The organism is Pseudomonas sp. B611, assembly GCF_055407965.1.
The window spans coordinates 60,998-85,826 of sequence record NZ_JBUZST010000020.1; the positions used below are offsets into that span (position 1 = coordinate 60,998).

The window sequence follows — 24,829 nt, forward strand, 5'->3', positions numbered from 1 at the left end:
AATGTGGGAGCGGGCTTGCTCGCGAAGGGGCCAGAGGGGGCGAACCAGTTATTCAGAACGACCGCACAATCCGGCCCAACGTCTCCATCGCCTTCTCCGACGCTTCTGTCCACGGGCTGCCATAGTTCAAGCGAATGCAATTCCTGAAACGCTGGGTGGCCGAGAAGATCGGCCCCGGCGCAATGCTGATGCCTTGGGCCAGGGCCATCTGGAACAACTTCAACGAATCGGTCTGCTCCGGCAGTTCCAGCCACAGGAAGTAGCCGCCAGCCGGCTGGCTGACCCGTGTCTGCGCCGGAAAGTAGCGGGCAATGGCCGCAAGCATGGCGCTTTGCTGTTCTTCCAGGGCGTAGCGCAGTTTGCGCAGGTGGCGGTCGTAACCGCCGTGTTGCAGGTAATCGGCAATCGCCGCCTGGGCGGGCATTGACGGGCACAGTGAGGTCATCAGCTTCAAGCGTTCGACCTTCTGCGCATAGCGCCCGGCCGCCACCCAGCCCACGCGATAACCCGGCGCGAGGCTTTTGGCGAAAGAGCCGCAATGCAGCACCAGGCCCTCGGTGTCGAAGGCCTTGGCGGGTTTGGGTGGGTGTTGGCCGTAATAGAGCTCGGCGTACACGTCGTCCTCGATCAGGGGCACCTGATGGCTGCGCAACAGTTCCACCAACGCCTGTTTCTTGGCTTCTGGCAGGGTGGCGCCCATGGGGTTCTGGAAACTGGTCATGGTCCAGCAGGCCTTGATCGGGTAACGCTCCAGGCTTTGCGCGAGGGCGCCCAGGTCGATGCCGTCGCGCGGATGCACGGGGATTTCCACGGCCTTGAGCTTCAAGCGCTCCAGCACTTGCAGGCAGGCATAGAACGCCGGCGCCTCGATGGCCACCAGGTCGCCCGGCTCGGTGACGGCTTGCAGGCACAGGTTCAGCGCTTCGAGGGCACCGTTGGTGATCAGCAGCTCTTCCATGGGCAGCATCAGGCCACCGACCATGTAACGCAGGGCAATTTGCCGGCGCAGTTGCGGGTTGCCCGGCGACATGTCGGTGACCACCAGCCGCGGGTCCATCTCCCGGCTGGCGCTGGCCAGGGAGCGGGCCAGGCGTGGCAGCGGGAACAGCATCGGGCTGGGGAATGCCGAGCCGAAAGGCACGGTGTTGGGGTCTTTGATCGAGTCGAGGACGGAGAACACCAACTCGCTGACATCGACTTCGGTGGACTCGTGCACCTGTTCGCTCACCACCGGCTCGGAAAACGGGCTGGGTGCATGGGTGTTGACGAAGTAGCCGGAGCGCGGCCGGGCGCGGATCAGGCCCCGGCGCTCCAGCAGGTAGTAGGCCTGGAATACCGTGGACGGGCTGACGCCGTAGGTCTGGCTGGCGTAGCGCACCGACGGCACGCGCTGGCCGGGGCCCAGGACGCCGGAGCGGATCAGTTCGGCAATGTCGTCGGCGAATTTTTCGTAGCGTTTCATGGGGGCCTTATGTTGATCGTTCCCACGCTCTGCGTGGGAATGCCTCTTGTGACGCTCTGCGTCGCGCTTTGAGACGCAGAGCGTCTCGGTATGCATTCCCACGCGGAGCGTGGGAACGATCCTATTCCTTACCGGTTCAGCGGTGCCACGAAGCGGCTGTCGGCAGCACTGTAGACCCACGGTTCATCCACATCGGTAACCTTGAAACGCAAGGTCTGCGAGCTGCTGGCCGGTTTGTCCGCCAGCAACGCCACCGACACCGGCACGTCACTGATTTCTCCCGGGTCCAGGCTGATCTCGGTCTTGCCTTGCAGCTGGAAACCCTCGGCGTCCACCAGTTCGAGGCGGTAGTCCTGGCGCTGCTGGGTCTTGTTGATGACCTTGAGGCTGTAGATGTTTTCGATCAAGCCCTGGGCGTTCTCGCGGAACATGCCCCGGTCCTTGGTCACATCCAGCGACACCATCGGCCGCTGCACCAAAGCCAGCACCAACGCTGCAATCATTACCAGCAGCACGGCACTGTAGCCGATCAGGCGCGGCCGTAGCAGATGCGTCTTGCCACCTTGCAGTTGATGTTCGGAGGTATAGCTGACCAGGCCACGGGCGTAGCCCATCTTGTCCATGATCGAGTCGCACGCGTCGATACACGCGGCGCAGCCGATGCACTCCATTTGCAAGCCGTCGCGGATGTCGATGCCGGTGGGGCAAACCTGCACGCACAGGTGACAGTCGATGCAGTCGCCCAAACCGACGTCGGCGGGTTTCACCTCACGTTTGCGTGGGCCGCGGTTTTCGCCACGGGCGGCGTCGTAGGAAATGGTCAGGGTGTCTTTGTCGAACATGACACTCTGGAACCGTGCATATGGACACATGTGCATGCACACCGCTTCACGCAGCCAGCCGGCATTGATGTAAGTGGCGCCGGTGAAAAACAGCACCCAGAACAGGCTCACACCGCCCATTTGCCAGGTCAGCAACTCGGCGGCCAGCGGGCGGATCGGCGTGAAATAGCCGACAAATGTCAGGCCCGTCAGCACACTGATGCCCAGCCACAAGGTGTGCTTGGCCGCACGCCGCGCCAGTTTGTTCGGGCTCCACGGCGCGGCTTGCAGCTTGATGCGCTGGTTGCGTTCGCCTTCGGTGACTTTTTCGCACCACATGAACAACCAGGTGAACGAACTTTGTGGGCAGGTGTAGCCACACCACACGCGGCCGGCAAATACGGTGATCGCAAACAGGCCGAAGGCGCAGATGATCAGCAGCGCCGAGAGCAGGATGAAATCCTGTGGCCAGAACGTCGCACCAAAAATATGGAATTTACTTTCCGCCAAGTCCCACAACACGGCTTGGCGACCGCCCCAGTTCAGCCACACAGTGCCGAAAAAGGCCAGGAACAGAAAGCCTGCACCACTCAAGCGCAAGGTGCGGAACAGGCCGGTGAAACTACGGGTGTGGATCAGGTTGTCGCTGGATTTGGCCTTCACCTTCTTTGGGTGTATCGGCTCAAAGGTTTCCACGGTTCGGACGGGGATTCTTTCGCTCATGGTCGTTCGCTCATCAGCCTCCATCAGGCAGAGGAACTATGCGCGTCGGTCTGTTTGCATAACAGACTCAGGTTTATCGATAAAAAGCGGATCAGATGGGTTTTTACGAGGTGCCTGCGTCAATGTGCTGCACCCCGTGGCGCCTGAGGTGCAGCAGGGTTTGAGGCGTGCTGATACAGATCAATCAAATCGCCGAAGCAGGCCTGCGCCGGCTCAGGTCGCCAGGTTACTCTGGCGCACCTCACCAAACACCTTAACCACAAAGGGGGGCTCACCCGGGTTGCCGGAAACCGACACCAGGCTGTTGTTGGTGCTCGGAGAATAATCAATTTTGACTTCCCCCTTGGCGCCCGTGAATTGGTTGACGACCTGCAGGGGTTGGTTCATCTGCTTTCGAATGCCCGAGAGGTCCACTTTGTCGTTGGAAGAGAAGTTTCGGATTTCGCTGGGCGCTTCCAGGGTAGATTCGCTGAGTCGGTCATAACTGTAGGTTTTGGCTGGGGGACGACGTTGCGTTTTGGTGATGTTGTCCTCACTCAGAGAACTGCCAATATCGTTCAAGCCTTTGGCGGCGGAGTTTGATTCGGAGAACTGTTTCTCCATTTTGGTTTTTTCATCATTCCACCGCTGCATGCTCCCGACGATTCCTTCAATGCCGCCTCCGTCAAATGCCTGGGTCAGCATCTCGATATTGCGCAACAACAGCTCTTTGATTTTTTGCTCGGTCATCTGGTTTTTGGTTTCGGACAGATTGGAATCAATCTCGCTTTTGTCCAACGCCTTGCCGATGGCTCTGAGTTTCCTGGCGTTCGCTCCTCCGTTGGGGGCTTGCAGCATCGCTTCGAGTTTTTCGGGTGTCAGTCGCTCGCGAAGTTTTTCAAGGATTGCCTTGGACTTTGGTGAGTTGGGGTCGCGCACGATCTCCCTGACGTTGTCTTTGGTCAACAGTTCGGCCAGGTCGCCGGGGTCCGCCTGTGGCGTTGTGTTGTTTGTCGGGGGCGCCGGGTTCGGGGCCTTCGGCATCCTGGACCAGTTCGGGCCGGCGTTGAGCAGGGTTTTCACACGCTCATCTGTTTGTGCCGATGGGGGTGGGTTACTGCCGTACGGCGCTGGCGTCTTGGGGGCCTCGGCAGTGTGACTCGATTGGATAGTTGACATCGGGCTTCCTCGCAATAAATGGGGCAAACACCCGGTTGACGGACCGCAGATAGGCGTTTGCGTGTGCGAGTATAGGAACCAGGCCTTGGGGCAGAGGAGGGCAATAGGCTATTGGATCTGTAGGTGGTTTCAGTTTTCTTTGTAGCTGGCTTGTTGTTGAAAAAGGGCCAGTAGCGGGCGAGTCCCCTGGCTGGCCCGACAGTCAGACGATCACCGGGGAGTGGGGCGTCGGTGGCTCTTCAACCGCAGGTGGCTGCTGTTCTGGCGGCTCCTGCTCCGGAACCGGTTGGGGGGCGGTGGGGGGCAGGGCTGGTTTGTCGATATTCGGGTCCGGGGTTTCAGCCGGGATCGGGATATTCATCGGTGTGGCCTCCTTTGTGCTTTGCTCTATCGGTGGACAGCTGCCGGGCTCAATTGATTCCCAGCCCAATGGCTGTACATCCACCTGAACTTTTCGCGCGGGCACAGGCTCGGACCTATGACGGTTGCGCTCAGGGAGAGCGCTGGCGTGTCAGAACCCGGATCAAGCAAAGAGCGTCCACAGGGCGTAAGGGGAAGATGCTCGATGACTGCTGAAACACTGGTTCCCAATGCATCTGCATTACCACTGTCCCAGGCACTGTTACTGCCCAGGATCGCGATTGAAAGCACCATGCCGGTGATCGACGGCGGCGAATTTGCGGTCAAGGCTGTGGTGGGTCAGCGTGTCAATGTCACCAGCAAGGTGTTCGCTGACGGCCACGACAAGCTCGCGGTGCTGATCCGCTGGCGGCCGCTGCAGGACGAAAGCTGGCACAGCGTGGTGATGAGCGATGTCGGCAACAATGGCTGGGAAGGCGGGTTTACCGTCACCCATCAAGGCCCCCATGAATACTGCATCGAAGCCTGGATCGATACGTTTGCCAGCTTCTGTTACGAGCTGCGCAAGAAACACGAGGCCGGGGTGCCGGTCAGCCTTGAATTGCAGGAAGGCCGCAGCCTGGTGCTGCAAGCGGCCGAGCGCAGTGACAACGCGTTGCGCGACCGGCTGATGCTGTTGCACCACGAACTGTCCGGCCTGCTGGAAACCGAGCAGGTCGCGCTGTTCCTGCACGAAGACAGTGCACACCAGATGACCCAGGCCGATCACCGCGCCTATCTGAGCATCAGCACCGTGTACCCGCTCGATGTCGAGCGCCAGGCAGCGCAATTTGCCAGTTGGTACGAGCTGTTTCCCCGTTCGATCACCGACGATCCGGCGCGCCACGGTACGTTCAATGACGTGCATTCGCGGCTGTCGATGATCCATGACATGGGCTTTGACGTGCTGTACTTTCCGCCGATCCATCCCATTGGCCGCAGCCATCGCAAGGGGCGCAACAACGCCCTGACGGCCGGCCCCGACGATCCGGGCAGCCCCTATGCCATCGGCAGCGAGGAGGGCGGGCATGAGGCGATCCATCCGCAATTGGGCAGCCGCGAAGACTTCCGTCGCCTGGTCAAGGCCGCCGCCGAGCATGGCCTGGAAATCGCCCTGGATTTCGCCATCCAGTGCTCCCAGGACCATCCGTGGCTCAAACAGCACCCCGGCTGGTTCAACTGGCGCCCGGACGGCACGATCAAGTACGCGGAGAACCCGCCGAAAAAATACCAGGACATCGTCAACGTTGATTTCTATGCGGCGGATGCCATTCCCGGCCTGTGGATCGAGTTGCGCGACATCGTGCTGGGCTGGGTCGAGGAGGGCGTGAAGACCTTTCGGGTCGACAACCCCCACACCAAGCCGCTGCCGTTCTGGCAGTGGTTGATCAGCGATGTGCGGGCCCGGCACCCGGAGGTGATCTTCCTCGCCGAAGCCTTCACCACGCCGGCGATGATGGCGCGTCTGGGCAAGGTCGGTTACACCCAGAGCTACACCTATTTCACCTGGCGTAACACCAAGGCCGAGCTGAGCGAATACTTCACGCAACTGAATGAATCGCCGTGGCGCGAGTGTTTTCGGCCGAACTTTTTCGTCAACACGCCGGATATCAATCCGGGGTTTCTCCATGAGTCCGGCCGCCCGGGTTTCTTGATCCGCGCCGCGCTGGCCACCATGGGCTCGGGCCTGTGGGGCATGTATTCGGGTTTCGAGCTGTGTGAAGCCGCGCCGGTGCCGGGCAAAGAGGAATACCTGGATTCAGAGAAGTACGAGATCCGCGTCAGGGATTTCACCGCGCCGGGCAACATCATCGCCGAGATCGCCCAGCTCAACCGCATCCGCCGGCAAAACCCGGCGCTGCAGACGCACCTGGGCTTGAAGCTGTACAACGCCTGGAACGACAACATCCTCTATTTCGGCAAGCGCAGTGAGGACGGCAGCAACTTCATCCTGATTGCTGTGAACCTCGACCCCTACAACGCCCAGGAAGCGAATTTTGAATTGCCGTTATGGGAATTGGGCTTGCCGGACGATGCGCAGACCCAAGGTGAAGACCTGATGAATGGCCACCGCTGGACCTGGTATGGCAAGACCCAGTGGATGCGGCTGGAGCCTCATACCCCATTCGGCATCTGGCGCATCACCCTCTCTTAAACCTTATGGAGATCAAAAAATGTGGGAGCTGGCTTGCCTGCGATAGCAGTACATCAGCCAACACTTCTGGTGCTGATAAACCGCTATCGCAGCGATGCGGCGGCCCGACAAGCCAGCTCCCACATTGACCGAGTTTCTTCAGGTGGTTTTGAACGTATTCCCAGGAGTTTCCAATGGCGAAGAAACCCAGCCCATCCCCCTTCACTCAGGACCCGCTCTGGTACAAGGACGCGGTAATCTACCAGGTTCACGTCAAATCCTTTTTCGATGCCAACAACGACGGTATCGGCGACTTTCCCGGGCTGATCGCCAAGCTCGACTACATCGCCGACCTCGGTGTGAACACCCTGTGGCTGTTGCCGTTCTACCCTTCGCCACGGCGCGATGACGGCTATGACATCGCCGAATACCGCGGCGTACACAGCGACTACGGGACTCTGGCCGACGCCAAGCGCTTTATTGCCGAGGCCCACAAGCGCGGGCTGCGGGTCATCACCGAACTGGTGATCAACCACACCAGCGACCAGCACCCGTGGTTCCAGCGTGCCCGCAAGGCCAAGCCCGGTTCGGCGGCACGGGACTTCTACGTGTGGTCCGATGACGACCAGAAGTACGCCGGCACCCGCATCATTTTCCTCGACACCGAGAAGTCCAACTGGACCTGGGACCCGGTGGCCGGCCAATACTTCTGGCACCGCTTCTATTCCCACCAGCCAGACCTCAACTTCGACAACCCGCAAGTGATGAAGGCCGTGCTGTCGGTGATGCGCTATTGGCTCGACATGGGTATCGACGGCCTGCGCCTGGATGCCATCCCGTACTTGATCGAACGCGACGGCACCAATAACGAAAACCTGCCGCAAACCCACGACGTGCTTAAACAGATCCGCGCCGAGATCGATGCCCACTATCCCGACCGCATGTTGCTGGCGGAGGCCAACCAATGGCCGGAAGACACGCAACTCTACTTCGGCGACCCGAAGGGCGATGACGGCGACGAATGCCACATGGCCTTCCACTTCCCGCTGATGCCGCGCATGTACATGGCGCTGGCCCAGGAAGATCGTTTCCCCATCACTGACATTCTGCGCCAGACCCCGGAGATCCCGGCCAATTGCCAATGGGCGATCTTCCTGCGCAACCACGATGAATTGACCCTGGAAATGGTCACCGACAAAGAGCGCGACTACCTGTGGAACTACTATGCCGCCGACCGCCGCGCACGCATCAACCTCGGCATTCGCCGCCGCCTCGCGCCCCTGATGGAGCGTGACCGCCGGCGCATCGAACTGCTCAACAGCCTGCTGCTGTCGATGCCCGGTACGCCAACTCTGTATTACGGCGATGAAATCGGCATGGGCGACAACATCTACCTCGGTGACCGCGACGGCGTGCGCACGCCGATGCAGTGGTCCATCGACCGCAACGGCGGCTTCTCCCGCGCCGACCCGGCGAGCCTGGTGCTGCCGCCGATCATGGACCCGCAGTACGGCTATCAGTCGGTGAACGTCGAGACCCAGGCCCAGGACCCCCATTCCTTGCTGAACTGGACCCGGCGCATGCTGGCGGTGCGCAAACAATCCAAAGCGTTTGGCCGGGGGCGCTTGAATATGCTCTCGCCGGCCAACCGCCGCATCCTGGCCTACACCCGTGAATTCACTGGCGAGGACGGCCGCACGGAAATCATTCTGTGTGTGGCCAACGTGTCGCGCAGCGCCCAGGCGGCCGAGCTGGACCTGTCGGCGTACGCGGGGATGGTGCCCGTGGAGATGCTCGGCGGTAACGCCTTTCCGCCCATCGGCCAGTTGCATTTCCTGCTGACCCTGGCGCCCTACGGGTTCTACTGGTTTGTGCTGGCGGCGGAAAACCAGATGCCCAGCTGGCATGTCGAACCAGCGCAGAGCATCCCGGATTTCACCACGCTGGTGCTGAAAAAACGCCTGGAAGAATTGCTGGAGCAGCCCTGTCGCGCGACGCTGGAAAAGGCCGCGCTACCTGCCTGGCTGCCCAATCGGCGCTGGTTCGCGGCCAAGGGTGCCGCCATCGACACCGTGCATATCGCCTACGGCGTGCGCTTCGGCGACCCGCAGCACCCGGTGTTGCTCAGCGAAATCGATGTGACCAGCGCCGGTCAGGTCAGCCGCTACCAACTGCCGTTCGGCTTCCTCGCGGAAGACCAGCTCACCAGCGCCTTGCCCCAGCAACTGTCCCTGGCCCGGGTGCGGCGCGCGCACCAGGTGGGGCTGGTGACCGATGCATTCAGCCTTGAGCCTTTTATTCGCGCAGTGATCCAGGGCTTGCAGGCCGGCACGCGGTTGCCTTCCAGCGAAGGCGAGGTGCGGTTTGACGCCACGTCCCACCTGGCCAAGTTGCAACTGATGGACGACGCGCCGGTGCGCTACCTGTCGGCTGAACAGTCCAACAGTTCGGTGGTGGTGGGCGAAAGCCTGGTGCTCAAGCTGATCCGCAAGGTCGCCAGTGGGGTGCATCCGGAACTGGAAATGAGCGCCTACCTGACCGCCGCCGGTTACCCGAATATTTCGCCACTGCTGGGTGCGGTGATCCGCCACGACGGGGCAGGGCAGGACAACTTGTTGATGATTGCCCAGGGTTACCTGAGCAATCAGGGCGACGCGTGGGCATGGACCCAGAACAGCCTGGAACGGGCGATCCGTGATGAACTGGCCGGGGCCATCTCCGAGCAGGAACAACACTACAACGCCCTCGGCGAGCTGAAGGATTTCGCCGGGTTGCTGGGCCAGCGCCTGGGCGAAATGCATGGGGTATTGGGCGCGGACACGGCTGATCCTGACTTCAAGCCTGAAGTCACTCGCGTCAAAGACACCCAGGCGTGGGCCAAGGATATCGGCGTTCAGATCGACCGCGCCCTGCAATTGCTCAGTCATCACCAAACCCAGTTGAACCCTGCGGATCAGTTGCGGGTCACTGAGTTGCTGGCGCAAGAAAAAGCCATCGCCAGGCATGTCCAGGCCCTGGCGAAAGCCACGGCCGGTGGGCTGCGCATACGCGTCCACGGTGACTTGCATTTGGGCCAGGTGTTGGTGGTGAAGGGCGATGCCTATTTGATCGACTTTGAAGGCGAACCCGCGCGGCCGCTGCACGAACGGCGCGGCAAGCACAGCCCGTACAAAGATGTGAGTGGCGTGCTGCGTTCGTTTGATTACGCGGCGGCGCTGGCCTTGAATGGGCAAGGGCTGGATCACTCGCCCGCAGCCGAGCTGGCGCGCCAGCGCGTCACTGATCGTTACCTGAATGATGCACGCCAGGCTTTTATCCAGGCTTATCAGGCAGCTACGTCTACACTGGCGCATGACTGGCAGGAAGCCAAAGGCCAGGACGCCGCGCTGACGTTGTTCAGCCTGGAGAAGGCCGCGTACGAAGTGGCCTACGAAGCGGAAAACCGTCCCAGCTGGCTACCGGTGCCCCTGCAAGGGCTGCACCGTTTGTTGAGCGGGCTTGAACCAATATCGAAAACTGCACGCGGTGGGGAGACGTCATGAGCTTTACACATAAAGAACCGCTGCAGCCCAAGTTGACTGCATTGCCGGCGTCCAACGACATCGAACTGCTGGTGCGCGCCGAGCACCCGGACCCGTTCTCGATTCTCGGGCCCCATGATGACGAACAGGGCGGCCAGTTTATCCGCGCCTTCTTGCCGGAGGCACTGAGTGTCCAGGTGCTGGCACGCGACAACGGCGAGCCGCTCGGCAGCCTGGACGCGACCCAGGTGCCGGGCTTGTTTGTCGGGCACTTCACCACGCGCCAGGCGTACCTGCTGAAAATCCAGTGGGCCGGTGGCGAGCAGATCACCGAAGACCCCTACAGTTTCAGCCAATTGTTGCTGGGGGAAATGGACCTGTACCTGTTTGCCGAAGGCAACCACCGCGACCTCAGCAGTTGCCTCGGTGCGCAAGTCACCACGGTGGAGGGTGTGCAAGGCGTGCGCTTTGCCGTGTGGGCGCCGAATGCGCGGCGGGTCTCGGTGGTCGGCGACTTCAATATCTGGGACGGCCGGCGTCATCCGATGCGCCTGCGGCATCCGTCCGGCGTGTGGGAGATCTTTATCCCACGCTTGCAACCGGGCGCGGCCTACAAGTACGAGATTCTTGGCGCTAATGGCATCTTGCCGCTTAAGGCCGACCCCTGTGCGCTGGCCACGCAGTTGCCGCCCGACACCGCGTCGAAAGTCGCCGCGCCGTTGCAGGTGGACTGGCAAGACCACGACTGGATGCAGTCGCGCCTCGATAAGCACAAAACCACGGCGCCGCTGTCGATCTACGAACTGCATGTGGGCTCCTGGCAGTGCGAGCTGGACGAGGCCGGCGAAGTCGCCCGCCAGTACGGCTGGCGCGAGCTGGCCGAGCGCTTGATCCCCTATGTGCAGCAACTGGGCTTCACCCATATCGAACTGATGCCGATCATGGAACACCCGTTCGGTGGCTCGTGGGGCTACCAGGCGCTGTCACAATTTGCGCCGACGGCGCGCTTCGGTTCGCCCGAAGATTTCGCCTACTTCGTCAACGCCCTGCATCAGGCCGATATCGGTGTGATCCTCGACTGGGTGCCGGCGCATTTTCCCACCGATACCCACGGCCTCGCCCAGTTTGATGGCACGGCGCTGTACGAATACGCCAACCCGCTGGAAGGCTTTCATCAGGATTGGGACACGCTGATCTACAACCTCGGCCGCACCGAAGTGCATGGTTTTATGCTGGCTTCGGCGTTGCACTGGCTGAAACACTTCCATGTGGACGGCCTGCGGGTGGATGCGGTGGCATCGATGCTGTACCGCGATTATTCGCGCAAGGCCGGCGAGTGGGTGCCCAATCGCCATGGTGGCCGCGAGAACCTGGAGGCCATCGACTTTTTGCGCCATTTGAACGATGTCGTCGCCCAGGAAGCGCCGGGCGCACTGGTCATCGCCGAAGAGTCCACCGCCTGGCCGGGCGTAAGCCAACCGACCCAACAGGGCGGCCTGGGTTTCAACTACAAGTGGAACATGGGCTGGATGCATGATTCATTGCATTACATCCAGCAAGACCCGGTGTACCGCGCACACCATCACAACGAGCTGAGTTTTGGCCTGGTGTATGCCTGGTCCGAGCGATTCATCCTGCCGATCTCCCACGACGAAGTGGTGCACGGTAAACACTCGCTGATCGACAAGATGCCCGGCGACCGTTGGCAGAAGTTCGCCAACCTGCGCGCGTACCTGGCGTTTATGTGGATGCACCCCGGTAAGAAATTACTGTTTATGGGCTGCGAATTCGGCCAGTGGCGCGAGTGGAACCACGACCAGCAATTGGACTGGTACCTGTTGCAGTACGCCGAACACAAGGGCGTGCAGAAACTGGTGGGCGACTTGAACCGCCTGTACCGCGAGGAACCGGCGCTGCACGAACAGGATGACGCGCCCCAGGGCTTCCAGTGGCTGATCGGCGACGATGCAATCAACAGCGTCTACGCCTGGCTACGCTGGAGCAAGGACGGCCGACCGGTGCTGGTGGTGGCCAACTTCACCCCGGTACCCCGTGAAGCGTACGCGGTGGGTGTGCCATTTGCCGGGCGCTGGAGCGAGGTGATCAACACGGATGCCGACACCTATGCCGGCTCGAACTATGGCAATGGCGGTGAAGTGTTTACTCAGGATGAGCCACGCCATGGGCAACCGGTGTCGTTGACGCTGAATCTGCCACCGCTTGGCGTGCTGATCCTGCGTCCTGAATAACGGCCATCTCCAAGAAGGGCTGATGTTTCTAAAAACCTGCGGGCGTGCAGTGGCGACACGCCCGTGGGAGCTTGACGCAAATTGTCATGTATAGCGTTGGAACAATTTCCTACGGGGTGTCCACACATGGACGTCAGCGATTGGGCGTAGGTCTTTCAACACACCTCGTTTCGTCGCTCGGTCTGTGTATAGCACTCCCGGAGATGAAACCTCTGCCATGACGCCATTCCCAACGAATAACGTGCGTGCTCCTGTGACAGCACTCAGCGCGCCACGCTCCAATCTTGCAACCAACCCCGTCGCCAAATTGGCCCCTGCGCCAGCGACGGGTCCCGCTCGTGCCCCCGACTCCCCAGCTGCCCAGGTGCAGGGAAAGCTGCTTGACCTGGCTGAAATGTTGAGCGCATTACGCGAGCTTCAGGCTCAGGCAGACCCTCCAGATGCCCAGAAGAAAAGCTTGCTCCTCAACAAGGATTCACCGCTTATCCCGCAAAACGGCTCGACTCAGCCGGGCACCAACCGGCTCGACAATATGCTCAAGTACTACGGCATTGTTCCGGCCAACCCCAGTACGCAAACGCAAGTACAAGCGGCGATTGACGCGCTGGAAAATACCCGCAGCGAAATGGTCCTGGGCATAGGGAATGGGGCTAGCAACGTTGATGCGTTGCTGCAGGACAGCAACGACGATTCAATATCCGCAGTCGTGCGTGAGGTACAAGACAAGTACCAAAAGCCTTTGCTGAGTTATTTGACCGAGGGTGTCTCGGCGTCCGCACTCGAAAAAGCCCAGCGCTCGCCGGCTACCCTATTGGAGCTGATCGCAAAATCACCCAAGGCTGAAGGGCTGGTTCAAGCGCTACTGAAAAAGCTTGGCGGCAGTGACTTTCCGTTAACGGGGCTGATCTCCCCTCATGTGAAAGTCCAGTTATTGATCAAGGCCATAACCTTGAGTCTTGACCCCGTGCAATCGCGTAAACCCGGACATGTTGCAGGGTTTCACCTGGCGTCCAGCGAGCATGGCAACAAGGGTTACGCAGAGATCGATACGCAGTTCAGGCAACACCTGATCGCTGCAAATAACATATCTTCCGCCGACGCGGACCTGGCCGCCTATCTTTTTCGCCCACAGTTCCCGGCAGACTTTGCCGTGCGCGATATCCCGACGGAGTTGCGCTATCAAGGAAGCGCTGTGTGGGTCAACTTCAAGCATGGTGTGGCGCTGACGGAGGCGATTGAGCCCGGTTCTTCGCGAAGCATGAGCTTTCAAGAGTTGGTGGACCTGCCCGGCAAGTTCGGCGAACAGGCGACGACAAGCGAGCAGTGGGCACTTATCGCGGCGACCCGTATTCCAGCGACGCTGGATTGGGCTGCTTTGCAGGGCGTGATTGAACAAAAAAAGGAGTATTCGCAGGCAGAGATCACCAAGGCAGTGTCTGCTTTTGATGAGCATGTCAGCGGTCTTGTAGAGGCGACGGCGCAACTTGCAGTCGATGTGCCCATGCGTAAGGACTACTTTGAGAAAATGGAAAAGGGCACCTCCCGGACCGAATTCTTGTCATTGATCAGCCCGTTTTTTGCGTTATACCGGCACCTCAATGGCGAAAAGATCAAGCCCTCCGATGTCATCTATCAATACCCTGTTTATGACGAAGATCGTTTCAAGTCTGCGTTTGACGAGTATTTGACTAATGCCAAGTCGGGTTATGACAAAGTAGTGCGCAACCTGCTATCGGAGTTGCCGACCCAGGACCGTGTAGCGATTGAACAGGGTGCAACCACGGTTTATGCACTGCGGGTCAAGCCCGATTCGAACGATGAGACAGAAGAGCAGAAAAAGGCCGCCAAGACCCGCCCGGGGTTCATTCTCAAGGCAGAACACGAGGGGCAAACAAACTACTATGAAATCAACCCGGTCAAGGGCATAGCCCGGCGACGCGACGACTTGAAGCCGGTCCTGGAGGCCTACGATCCGGCTGAAAAAAGTTATGACAAAGACTTTATTTCCATCGAACACACCAATGATGGCGTACCTTCCGAAGAGCTGGTTGTGCGCAATAGCCGCACCGGCAGGGCGGCGTTCAAGAAACAGTGGGACGCATACAAGGCTGGCAAAGGCCCGCGGCCCAAGAGCTTTTCGATAGTTGTCCCGCAACAGCTCGATCATTTTTCCGCCACTGGCCGCGTTGGTAACGCTGCGGTGCCAAACACCCTGGAATCAGAACGCTCGGGAGCCATTGCCAAGTCCATTACCGAAAAATTGTTTTATGTCGATGAAGACCAACTGCGGGAGTGGGCAACGTCGGACCCTGACAGGGAGAGCTCAGCGCAGAAAAATGACGAGAATTTCTGGGAGCGTATGAAAGGCGTGGCCCAGTTCTTTATTCCTTTCTGGAGTGGGATCGAGGACCTCGTCAACGGCCGTACCAAAGATGGCATTATCGGTCTTATCGTCGACGGTCTTTTTACGTTCGCAGGGCCGGCCGGCAAGCTGGCCGCCGGCTCGGTGCGAGTGTTGACTAATGTTGGCAAACTCAGCATGCGTGCGCTGCTGCCAAAATTCTTGCCCTTGATAAAGCAATTTGGTGTTTCTGTGGCACAGAACCTGAACCCGCTTGAACCGCTAATGGGGAGCTTCAACATCAAGGCAGGCAAAGGCCTGAAGTTCCTGAAAGGGGACATCGACAAAATCCAGGCAGGCATAGCGCAGTTCAGGCGGTCATCACCCTTCAAACAACTGCCTGGAAAAGGGCGTTATGACGTCACCCCGAAAATACCTCTGACCTCCAGAAGCCTTCCGGAAGGTGGAAGCGTACGAGTGCCCGAGGGCATCTCCAGAGATGAGGTTCGGGTGTTGAACAGGCAGAATCACACCGATGTTGTCATTGGTGATGATGTCTTTCGGTACGACCCTGGCAAACCGGACAGCCTGACCAAACTGGGCGGCCCTGATCACGGCGGTCCGTTGGAAGGGTTTGCAACGACGTGTGGCGGCGGGGGACGCAGGTCCAAGCGTGATCTCAATGACCTCTGTTACACCAAAGAGATCGTGCCAGGCGGAACCGCCATCTTCCAGGACGCCCAAGCCCTCGACCACCGTCGGCTGATTCCTGGCCCTGCGCAGGCTAACCGGCCACGCACGGTGGTGCACGAGCATCGTTTACATCGAGTCAATGAGGCGGGTAAGCAAGAGTTGTTGCCGATTGCGACTTCGCAACCTGTGACCTACAAGCCACAAACGTCGGGCACGGTGATCAATGAGCCAGATTTTGGTTTTGATGATTTCGGCCGAACGCGCTCGCTGAACAACGAAACGGTAGTGGTGAAAATGGATGCGATCAGCGACTTGAGCAATGATCAACGAGTCGTCAGAGGCTACAAAATCGAGCACGATGGCCGGCAATACGTGGTGGTCGAGGGCGATACCGGCGTTCATTACTACGCGGAGCTCAACGCAACAGGCAAGCTCGACTTGTACCGCTTGGACAGAAGGCACCCCGTCAGCCGGCAATTTATTGAAACCTATGATCAATACAGGGACTTTCACGGTTTTGCTGCGCAGAAAAGTCCAAACAATCAGTTGATTGTCCTGCCTACCATGGAAAGCCTGGTCAAGAAAATTGTGGCCGAGAATCCTCTATCCACCGCGGAAGTCGAACACCTTGCCAAGGTATTGAAAGGTCTTACTCCCGAGAAGCAGCGCGAAGTACTGATGAGCGTCTACGCGTCTGGAGCCAACCCGGGAAAGGTGGTGGTGGCGGCAAAACCGGTTCGACTCGAACCCATCAAGAAGCCGGCAGATTTTTCCCAACTCCAGCCAGCGGATCAAAACCGGCTCTATGCTGAAGGGGGGAGGAAGGCCATTGACGATCAGTTCCAGGCCACGGGTATCAGGTCCGCCAATCAACAAGTGCCGGGCCAACCCGGTGAGCAGATTCGCGCAGACGCTGCCGCTGAGACGGTAGGTTGGCTTTACACTCGCACAAATGCACCAAACTATTCCGAAATCGTGTTGAAGACCGGAGCCGGGAACTGCGACCAGATGGCCAAGGTTGCCGTTGATACCATCAACGCCAGTGGTGGCAATGCGCGTATCGCACAAGTCAAAGGGCACACGTTCGGCATTGTCGGCGGCCCGCCAGGCTATTCCAAAAGCAAGGGCTTTACCGGGCCGGAATGGGCCGATGCCTGGGTTGTTGATCCCTGGGCCGGCATCACCTGCAAGGCTTCGGACTATCCCGCCCGATTCAAGGCGCGCATGCAGGAGTGGAGCCAGCAAGGCCGGCTAATCCTCATCAGCAATGGCGAAACACCGCCACGCTCGGTGTGGAGTGACCCCATGGAGCCGCGCTGGATAGATGCAACCGTTAACGGGGAGGCCCAGGTTTTTTGACGGTGGGCTGACAATCACAGCCAATGATTTGGCGCCGATGGTTGTCTCATGCGCATAGGGCCAAACAACGGCTCTATCTGGCTGGATTCAGTTGTTCAGATTGGTGGCAGGGTGCCACAATGGCGCCTTTGTCGTGGCAGTCGAAGCAGGCGGATTTCATGAATGGCCTTGAGCGTGGGCAGGACCAGGATTGCGTTATTGAGGAGCAGGTGCGGACCGACCGTCTGCACCAGTTGTTCCGACAATCATTTGCCGCCATTTTCGGCAGTTTCCTCGGCGCGGCCATGCTGTGCTGGCTGTGCTGGGACCGGTTTTCCCACCAGGTCATCCTGATCTGGCTGGTGGCGCTGGGGGCGTCGTCGCTGCTGCGCATTCTTCTGTTCATGGGCTGGTTCCGCTGCCCCCATGCCGAACGTACACCGGACCGCTGGGAACGTCGCTACTGGCTGACACTGATGTTGTCTGCGGGGATCTGGGGGGCGGGCGCATTGGCCGTGATGCCCACCGACGACCGCGTGTCCCAGGTGCTGGTGATGTTGTTCACCGTGGGCATGTCGGTCAGTGCAGTGTCGTGTTATTCGGCGTATCGCTACATGACGCTGATGTCCATGGCCCTGGTGTTGTTGCCGTGCACGGTGTGGCTGCTGTTCCAGCCGTCTTCCATGCAAGTCGGTGTGGCCGTGGCGGTGCTGGTGTTTTCGACGTTTGTGGTCAGCGCCACGCGCAAACTGTCCGATGCCCTGGAAAAAGCCTTTCGCCTGACCCGGCAAATGGAACGCGCCCACAATATTTCCACGCGCGCCGCCCAGACCGACGAACTCACCGGCTTGATGAATCGCCGCGCGTTCTTCGAACATGCCCACATGTTGTACGCACAGTGCCGTCACAACAGCCAGCCCCTGTGTGCGCTGATGTTGGACATGGACCATTTCAAGGAAATCAACGACACCTACGGCCATCAGGCGGGCGATCAGGTGTTGCGCCAGATCGGCGGGGTGATCAGCGCCTCGTTTCGCCAGACGGATGTGTACGGCCGGCTGGGCGGCGAAGAGTTTGCTGTGCTGCTGCCCAATACGTCCCTGGAAACGGCGCGCTCTATCGCCGAGCAGTTGATCCGCGCGATTTCCGGGCTGGCCGCCGAGCCGGTGCACGGTTTGACCGCCAGCCTCGGCGTGGCGTCGATCCGCAGTGTTGATCAAGATCTGCACAGCCTGATGAATACCGCCGACAAGGCGCTGTACCGCGCCAAGGCCCAGGGCCGCAACCAGGTCGCCGTGGCCGAGTAGACGCTCAGTCGCGCTGCATGGACTTGGCCAGCACCCGCGCCACCTGGTCGGCGGAGTAGGGCTTGGCAAGGAACTCAAAACCTTCGTAACCGCTGTCGGCCAGCTCTTCGCTGTAGCCGGAGGTGAGCACCACCGGCAGGTCCGGGCGGCGCTGGCGCAGCAGTTTGGCCATGGCCACGCCGGTCATGCCGGGCATCACCACATCCGAGAAAATACCGTCGAAGGCCATGGCGTCGGGGCCCGCCAGCGCGAGCGCCTGTTCGGCATGGGTGGCCCAGGTGGTCCGGTAGCCGAGATCTTGCAGGATCTGATTGGCAAAACGCCCGACTTCCAGGTTGTCTTCGACGATCAGGATATGCCGCTGCGCGGTGTCGAGCCGTGCGCCGGGTTCCGGTGACGGGCCGGGCGGGTCCACCTGCGCGGCGACGGCGGGCAAGTACAGGGTGAATCGCGTGCCCTGGCCCAGGGTGCTGCTCACGTCGACGTTGCCGCCCGATTGCTTGGCGAAGCCGAAGACTTGCGACAGGCCAAGCCCGGTGCCTTTGCCCACGGCCTTGGTGGTGAAGAAAGGTTCGAAAATGCGCTCGAAGGTGTCCTTGGGAATACCCACGCCCGTATCGCTCAGCGAAACTGCGACGAACGACTGCTGTGCTTCGGCGTCGCCGCGGATGCGCGGCAGCGTCGATACATGGGCCACCCGCAGGGTCAAGGTCCCTTGGCCGTCCATGGCGTCGCGGGCGTTGAGGGCAATGTTGATCAGCGCCGTTTCGAACTGACTGGAATCGACACACACATGGCACGGTTGTGCCGGTAACTCGACCTGGACGTGTATGCGTGCACCGGTGAGGCTCTCAAGCATCTCGCCGATGTTGGTCACGCGCTGGCACACGTCGAAGACTTCCGGGTTCAGCGGCTGGCGGCGGGCAAAGGCGAGCAATTGACTGGTGAGCTTGCTGGCGCGTTCGACGGTGTCGGAGACGGCGCCCAGGTAGCGTTGCCGGCGTTCTTCGGACAACCCTGGCTGGCGCAGGAAATCCACCGAGGAACGGATAATGGTCAGCAGGTTGTTGAAGTCGTGGGCCACGCCGCCGGTCAATTGGCCGATGGCTTCGAGCTTTTGCGATTGATGCAGCGCGGCTTCGGCCTGGGTGAGGGCGGTGGTGCGCTCCTCCACCCGCTGCTCCAGGGTCGCGTTCAATTCGCTGAAGGCCGCCAGCCCTTCGCGCACGGCGGCGTCGGCGCGCACGCGCTCGATGTGGGCCCAGGAACGTTCGGTGACTTCGCCCAGCAGCGCCAGGTCATAGGGCGACCAGACCCGCGGGGATTTGTGGTGCGCCGCCATCAAGGCCGTCAGCCGACCTTCCTTGATGAGCGGGAAACACACCGTCGCCGTGGCGCCGAGGGCCTGGTAGCTGGCGGACTCGTCGGGGGGGAACTCCACGCGATTGTCGCGGATCACCAGGGGCTCGCCGGCACGCAGGCGCTGTACCGCCAAGGCGCCAAACGACGCCAGGCTGTAGCGCCCGACGATGCTCGGCGAGCCCGGCGCCGCCCAGTTGCCACGAATGGTGAAGCCGTCTTCATCGGCGTCCATGTCGGCATACGCGCAATTGGACACCTGCAAGTGCTGCGCCAGCAGGCGGGTGGTGCTGGTCATGATGGCTTCGGCGTCGGTGGCGTTGGCCACGGCATTGCCGATGGCGTCCAGCATGGCCAGGCGGCGCGCGAGAAACACGGTGGCGGTGGTTTCGGTGACGGTGTCGAGCATGCCGACCACGCTGCCGTGGGGGTCGCGGATCGGGCTGTAGCAAAAGGTGAAATAGGCCTGCTCGGTACCGGCGCCGCGCTCGATCAGCAGCGGGTAGTTCTCGATATACGTCGCGTGCCCTTCAAACGCAGCCTTGGCGATGGGGCTGATGTCATTCCAGGCTTCGCTCCACACCTCGCTGAACGGGCGCCCCAATGCGTAGGGTTTGTCACCGAGGATCGGAATAAACGCATCGTTGTAGAGCATGGTCAGGGAAGCCCCCCAAACGATGGCCTGGGGGAAGCTTGAGGCAAAGCACAGCGCGACGGTGGTCTTGAGCACGTCCGGCCACTGCTCCAACGGGCCCAGCGGGGTGCTGGCCCAATCATGCAGGCGCACCCGTTCGGCCATGTCGCTGCTGCTTTGCAGCCAATTCATCATTGCAGGAGCACCTTGTTTGCCGCCGTCTTTTTAATTGCCTGAAAGGTCAGGGCAACACGCTACAGACCGGAATGGCCGTTGGCAGTTCAACGCAATTATCGCGGAGATGGCATTTTGATGCTCTATCCATTTGAATGGGTCTATTGGGTGCCGAACAATCCCGTCCAGTAAATGCCTGCATCACTCTTCGGGTCCATGGCGTAGGCCGCACCCAGCTCGCGAAATTGCGGGTTCATCAGGTTGGCGCAATGTCCGGGGCTGGCGAGCCAGCCGTCCACCACCTTGCGCGGGGTGTCGAGGCCGGCGGCGATGTTCTCGCCGATGTTTTTTGCGATATACCCGGCCAGTTCCGCACGGTCGCCGGGAGTGCGTCCATCGTGATCCAGGTGATCGAAGAAATTGCCGTTGGCCATGTTGCGCGTGTGGCTGTTGGCGGCGCCGGCCAGGTCGTCGTTCCAGCTCAGCGGGGTGGTGGCGTTGAACGCCTGGGTGCCACATTGGCGCGCTTGTTCGCGGGCGGCGTTGACCAGGTTGAGCAATTGCTTGCCTTCGGTCTGCCAGTCGCCAAGGCCGCTGGACAGCAGCGGGCGGGCGAGCACGATGCGCCAGTCCTGGCCGCTGTTGCTCACGCCGATATCGACAAATTGCGGGTCCAGCACCACGCGGCAGAAGCTTTCGCGCACGGCCTTCATGGCTGATGCAGCATCCTTGGGCCCGGACAGGCTGATGGCCTGCACGTTGACCATCGGGTACGCCGCCCGCGCCAGCGCCTGCTGCAGGTCGCCGACATTATTGGCCGGCAGCACCAGCCGTGTGTCGCTGGTCAGCGGTGGCAGTTCCTGGGAACCCTGGTCGCCGCAGCGCTGTAGCTGGCTGCGGTATTGATTGATCTGTTGTACCAACTGACTTTCTTCATTCGCCATCGCGCTGGCGCAGAACACCGTAGTGGCGGCCAGCGTCGTCAGACCCATCATCAATGACAGCACGCGCATGGACATTACCCTTGAGCTTGTAAAGTGCCCATGATGCGCGATGTAGGTGCGTCCATGCACCCGTTGGTCTGATCTTTTTCCTTCAGTTCTTGAAGGCCGAGTGTTTGCGGCCCTGGTCGCACAGGGCGAACACCACCACCAGCAGGGCCGAAATGCCCAGGATAATCACCACGCCATCGGTGGAGTGCGTGGCCGACGCTGCCACCATCGACAGTGCGCCCAGCGGCGCCAGGCCGCCAGCGATGGCCGTGCCGATTTCACGCCCGGTACCAAAGCCGGAGGAACGGGTCTGGGTGGGGAACTGCCGGCTGAGGAACGAGCCTTGGGGCGCAAACATCATCGGCGCGAGGATGCCCGTGCCGACGCCGATGGCGATGTAGATCATCAGGCTTTCGCCGGTGTTGAGCAGGGCCAGGAACGGGTAGGCGAACAGCAGCGAGCACACGCCGCCGAGCATCAGCACGGTCTTGCTGCTCCACTTGTCGCACAGCCAGCCGAAGCACGGCACTGCGACGATGGCGATCAGGCTGGCGATGGTCACCGACAGCGAGGTGACGTGCACATCCACGCCTTTGAACTGGGTCAGGTACGCCAGGGAGAAGGTCTTGAAGATGTAGCTCAGGGCGTTGTAGCCAATGGCCACGAAGAACACCACGGCCAGGCCTTTCATATCGTTCTTGAACAGGGTTTTCAGCGGCGAGGCCTTGGCCTTGGCGGCTTCTTTGCTCAGCTCGTTGAACTGCGGGGTTTCCGGGATGCTGTTGCGCACCCACAGGCCCACGCCCACCAGCACGATGCTGCACACGAACGGGATGCGCCAGCCGCCGGCCAGCAGGAACTCGTTACCGTTGATGGTCAGCACGTACACGGTGAGAGACGACAACAACAGGCCCAGGTTCAGGCCCAGTGCGGGCCATGCGCCTTGACTGCCGCGCTTGCCTTCCGACGCGTGCTCGTAGGACGTCACCGCCGCTCCCGACAGCTCGGCGCCCGCGCCCAGGCCCTGGATGATGCGGATAAACACCAGCAGAATCGGCGCCCAGATGCCAATCGAGGCGTAGCTGGGGATCAGGCCGATCAGCGTGGTGCACACGCCCATCAGGCAGAAGGTCAGCACCAGCACTTGCTTGCGGCCGAACTTGTCGCCGAGGTAGCCGAACAGGATGCCGCCGAACGGGCGGGCGATAAAGCCGATGGCAAAGGTGGAAAAGGCCATCAGGGTGGCGGTTTTCGGGTCGCTGTTATCGAAGAAGATCTTCGAGAACACAATGGCCGCCATGGTGGCGTACAGGTAAAAGTCGTACCACTCCAGCATCGAGCCAAAGATGGTCGCGGCGGCGACTTTGCGCAGGCGCTTGCGGGTTTGTTCGGGTGTTTCGGTGGACGGAATGGAGGCAGGTGCCGACATGCTGGACTTCCTTCTGGGTCTTTATAGTTATTGTCAAATGGACGCGTATTACGGGGTGTTACTCGGGCTGGAACAGGCGGTCGGCGATCATCGCGCCGATGGGCATGGCTGAGGTGGCGGCCGGTGAGGGCGCGTTGCACACGTGGAGCATTCGTGGGGTCTGGGCGAACAGGAAGTCGTGCACCAGGCTGCCGTCGCGCATCACCGCCTGGGCGCGGATGCCCGCTTCATAAGGCAGCAGGTCGTCAATCGTCAGTGACGGGCAGTACTTGCGGCACTGCTCCAGGTAACCGGACTTGAACAGTGAGTTCTTCATCTCGGTGGTGCCGGAGCCGAGGTTTTGCCAAATGGTTTTCCAGAAGCCGGGGAAGCTCGCGTACTGCGCCACGTCGCGCCAGTTCACCGAGAACTTGCGGTAGTTCTCGCGGCCCAGGCCGAGCACGGCATTCGGGCCGACGGTGACGCTGCCGTCGATCATGCGTGTGAGGTGCACGCCAAGAAACGGCAGCTCCGGGTCGGGAATCGGGTAGATCAGGTGGTTGACGATGTTGTTTTTCGCTGCGGGCAGGCGGAAGTATTCGCCGCGAAACGGGATGATCTGGTGGTCGATGGGAATGCCGGCAAGGGTCGCCAGGCGGTCCGACTGCAAACCGGCGCAGACCACCAGGTGCTTGGCTTGCCAGGTTTCGCCACGGGTGTTGATGGTGACTTTGTCGGTGTCTTCGTGGATCGCGGTGACGGTGCGCTCCAGGCAAATCTCGCCACCGCTGCGGCGGATCACCTGGGCCATGGTTTCGCAGACCTGGCGGTAGTCGACGATGCCGGTGGCGTCGAGGAACAAACCGCCGAGGCCGACGATGTTCGGCTCACGTTGACGCAACTGGTCGGCGTCAAGGCGCTCGACCTGCATGCCGTTGAGCTGGGAGCGCGCGTACAGGGCTTCCATGCGCTGCATTTCCAGGGGGCTGGAGGCCACCAGCATCTTGCCGCACACCTCGAACTTGATCCCGTGCTCCGTGCAGAACTGCTTGGTCTGCTCGGCGCCGCGCTTGCACAGGTCGGCCTTGAGGCTGCCCGGCGCGTAGTAGATGCCGGCGTGGATCACACCGCTGTTGTGGCCGGTCTGGTGCTTGGCCAGCACCGACTCTTTTTCCAGGATCACCAGCGAGGCGCCCGGCTGGCGCTTGAGCAGCTCCATCGCGGTGGCCAGGCCGACGATGCCGCCGCCGATAATGCAAAAGTCGTGAATCATTGCGTGGGGTACCTAAAGTTGCACATTTCGGTCTGCTTATCAGGTTGTCAGACTAATGTTTTTGTTAAAAAAATGGCGTGTCGAGGACACGCTACTTAAAGGATCAACGGGTGGCTGGCAGCTCCAGGCTCAGGCGCCGCGCCGCTGCACGCAAGTGCGCCTCGGCGCTGGCGGCGGCGCGCTGGGCGTCGCCGTCAGCGATGGCCTGGTAGAGCGCCTGGTGTTCCTGGGTCGCATCGGCGGAGCCGGTGACAAAGCGTGACGCCGAGTTTTCCCAGGCGGTTTTGCGGGCGCTGGCCAATTGGCTGCGCAGGAAGTCATGAAACGCGACGAAGTAGTCATTCTTGCTCGCGTCGGCGATGGCGCGGTGGAATTCCACGTCGGCGAGGGCGGCGGCTTCAAAGTTGTCGCGGTTGTCCTGCATGGCCTGTAACGCGCTTTTCATGCGCTGCAGGTCGGCCTCATCGCGGCGCTGGGCGGCAATCGACGCGGCTTGGGTTTCGATCCACAGGCGCACTTCAAACATCTGCGCCAGGTCCGGGCTGCGGCCGTTGGGCTGGGGGAAACGGAACACCGTGCCCGCGGGCGTCTGCGAAATGAACGAGCCCAGGCCCCGGCGGGCGGTGATCACGCCGTCCGCCTTGAGCTGGGCAATGGCTTCGCGCACCACGGAGCGGCTGACGTTGAGTTGTTCGGCCAGTTGCTGTTCGGTGGGCATGCGCGACTCCGGCGGCAATTGGCCGGAATCGATTTCTGCGCGGATCGCACTGACAACCCGCACGACAAGCGAGTCGGGGCGCTGGAGCTCAAGCATGGGACAACCTTGGTGATCAGGTTGTCAGA

General features: G+C 60.8%; 14 protein-coding genes and 1 pseudogene. 5 read left to right on the forward strand and 10 right to left on the reverse strand.

Annotation, left to right across the window (positions count from 1 at the left end; genetic code table 11):
• Positions 1 to 52: 52 nt before the first annotated feature.
• The 4 genes from mapR to ACZRMO_RS26355 form a co-directional block, all read right to left on the reverse strand.
• Positions 53 to 1,462, reverse strand: coding sequence for a GntR family transcriptional regulator MpaR (gene mapR, locus ACZRMO_RS26340; RefSeq protein ID WP_124529578.1), 1,410 nt, complete (start codon positions 1,460 to 1,462; stop codon positions 53 to 55).
• A 128-nt stretch (positions 1,463 to 1,590) separates the two neighbouring features.
• Positions 1,591 to 3,006: a cytochrome c oxidase accessory protein CcoG gene (ccoG, locus tag ACZRMO_RS26345; RefSeq protein ID WP_463974782.1), complete on the reverse strand. Its 1,416-nt coding sequence runs from the start codon at positions 3,004 to 3,006 to the stop codon at positions 1,591 to 1,593.
• 213 nt (positions 3,007 to 3,219) lie between these two features.
• Entirely contained in the window at positions 3,220 to 4,068 is an 849-nt protein-coding gene (locus ACZRMO_RS26350) for a M10 family metallopeptidase C-terminal domain-containing protein (protein WP_463974783.1), read from the reverse strand.
• A gap of 298 nt (positions 4,069 to 4,366) precedes the next feature.
• On the reverse strand, positions 4,367 to 4,525 hold the full coding sequence (locus tag ACZRMO_RS26355) for a hypothetical protein (RefSeq protein WP_463974784.1): 159 nt from the start codon (positions 4,523 to 4,525) through the stop codon (positions 4,367 to 4,369).
• Between the two features lie 204 nt (positions 4,526 to 4,729).
• Between ACZRMO_RS26355 and ACZRMO_RS26360 the strand changes: the two genes are divergently transcribed.
• From ACZRMO_RS26360 to ACZRMO_RS26380, 5 genes are all read left to right on the forward strand, one after another.
• Positions 4,730 to 6,718: an alpha-1,4-glucan--maltose-1-phosphate maltosyltransferase gene (locus ACZRMO_RS26360; RefSeq protein ID WP_463974785.1), complete on the forward strand. Its 1,989-nt coding sequence runs from the start codon at positions 4,730 to 4,732 to the stop codon at positions 6,716 to 6,718.
• A 173-nt stretch (positions 6,719 to 6,891) separates the two neighbouring features.
• Positions 6,892 to 10,239, forward strand: coding sequence for a maltose alpha-D-glucosyltransferase (treS, locus tag ACZRMO_RS26365; protein ID WP_463974786.1), 3,348 nt, complete (start codon positions 6,892 to 6,894; stop codon positions 10,237 to 10,239).
• Positions 10,236 to 12,467 carry a 1,4-alpha-glucan branching protein GlgB gene (gene glgB, locus ACZRMO_RS26370; RefSeq protein ID WP_463974787.1) on the forward strand — a complete coding sequence of 744 codons (2,232 nt, stop codon included), beginning with the start codon at positions 10,236 to 10,238 and terminating at the stop codon, positions 12,465 to 12,467. The genes treS and glgB overlap by 4 nt, the downstream gene beginning before the upstream one ends.
• Before the next feature lie 394 nt (positions 12,468 to 12,861).
• Positions 12,862 to 16,860 (forward strand): hypothetical protein, encoded by a 3,999-nt coding sequence (locus ACZRMO_RS26375; protein ID WP_463974788.1) that lies wholly within the window; start codon positions 12,862 to 12,864, stop codon positions 16,858 to 16,860.
• 119 nt (positions 16,861 to 16,979) lie between these two features.
• Positions 16,980 to 18,146 (forward strand): GGDEF domain-containing protein, encoded by a 1,167-nt coding sequence (locus tag ACZRMO_RS26380; protein ID WP_463974789.1) that lies wholly within the window; start codon positions 16,980 to 16,982, stop codon positions 18,144 to 18,146.
• 4 nt (positions 18,147 to 18,150) lie between these two features.
• Here ACZRMO_RS26380 and ACZRMO_RS26385 read toward each other — a convergent pair whose 3' ends face one another.
• From ACZRMO_RS26385 to ACZRMO_RS26410, 6 genes and pseudogenes are all read right to left on the reverse strand, one after another.
• Positions 18,151 to 18,561, reverse strand: a complete 411-nt coding sequence (locus tag ACZRMO_RS26385; RefSeq protein WP_463974806.1) for a response regulator — start codon at positions 18,559 to 18,561, stop codon at positions 18,151 to 18,153.
• An 8-nt stretch (positions 18,562 to 18,569) separates the two neighbouring features.
• Positions 18,570 to 20,334: pseudogene (locus ACZRMO_RS26390) on the reverse strand (ATP-binding protein); the annotation flags it as partial.
• 140 nt (positions 20,335 to 20,474) lie between these two features.
• Positions 20,475 to 21,326 carry a CAP domain-containing protein gene (locus ACZRMO_RS26395; protein WP_124529599.1) on the reverse strand — a complete coding sequence of 284 codons (852 nt, stop codon included), beginning with the start codon at positions 21,324 to 21,326 and terminating at the stop codon, positions 20,475 to 20,477.
• 82 nt (positions 21,327 to 21,408) lie between these two features.
• On the reverse strand, positions 21,409 to 22,734 hold the full coding sequence (locus ACZRMO_RS26400; RefSeq protein ID WP_017734577.1) for an MFS transporter: 1,326 nt from the start codon (positions 22,732 to 22,734) through the stop codon (positions 21,409 to 21,411).
• Positions 22,735 to 22,792: 58 nt separating this feature from the next.
• A complete protein-coding gene (gene lhgO, locus ACZRMO_RS26405) occupies positions 22,793 to 23,986 on the reverse strand; it encodes an L-2-hydroxyglutarate oxidase (RefSeq protein ID WP_463974790.1) in 1,194 nt (397 codons plus the stop codon).
• Between the two features lie 103 nt (positions 23,987 to 24,089).
• Positions 24,090 to 24,800: a FadR/GntR family transcriptional regulator gene (locus ACZRMO_RS26410; RefSeq protein WP_463974791.1), complete on the reverse strand. Its 711-nt coding sequence runs from the start codon at positions 24,798 to 24,800 to the stop codon at positions 24,090 to 24,092.
• Between the last annotated feature and the right edge of the window lie 29 nt (positions 24,801 to 24,829).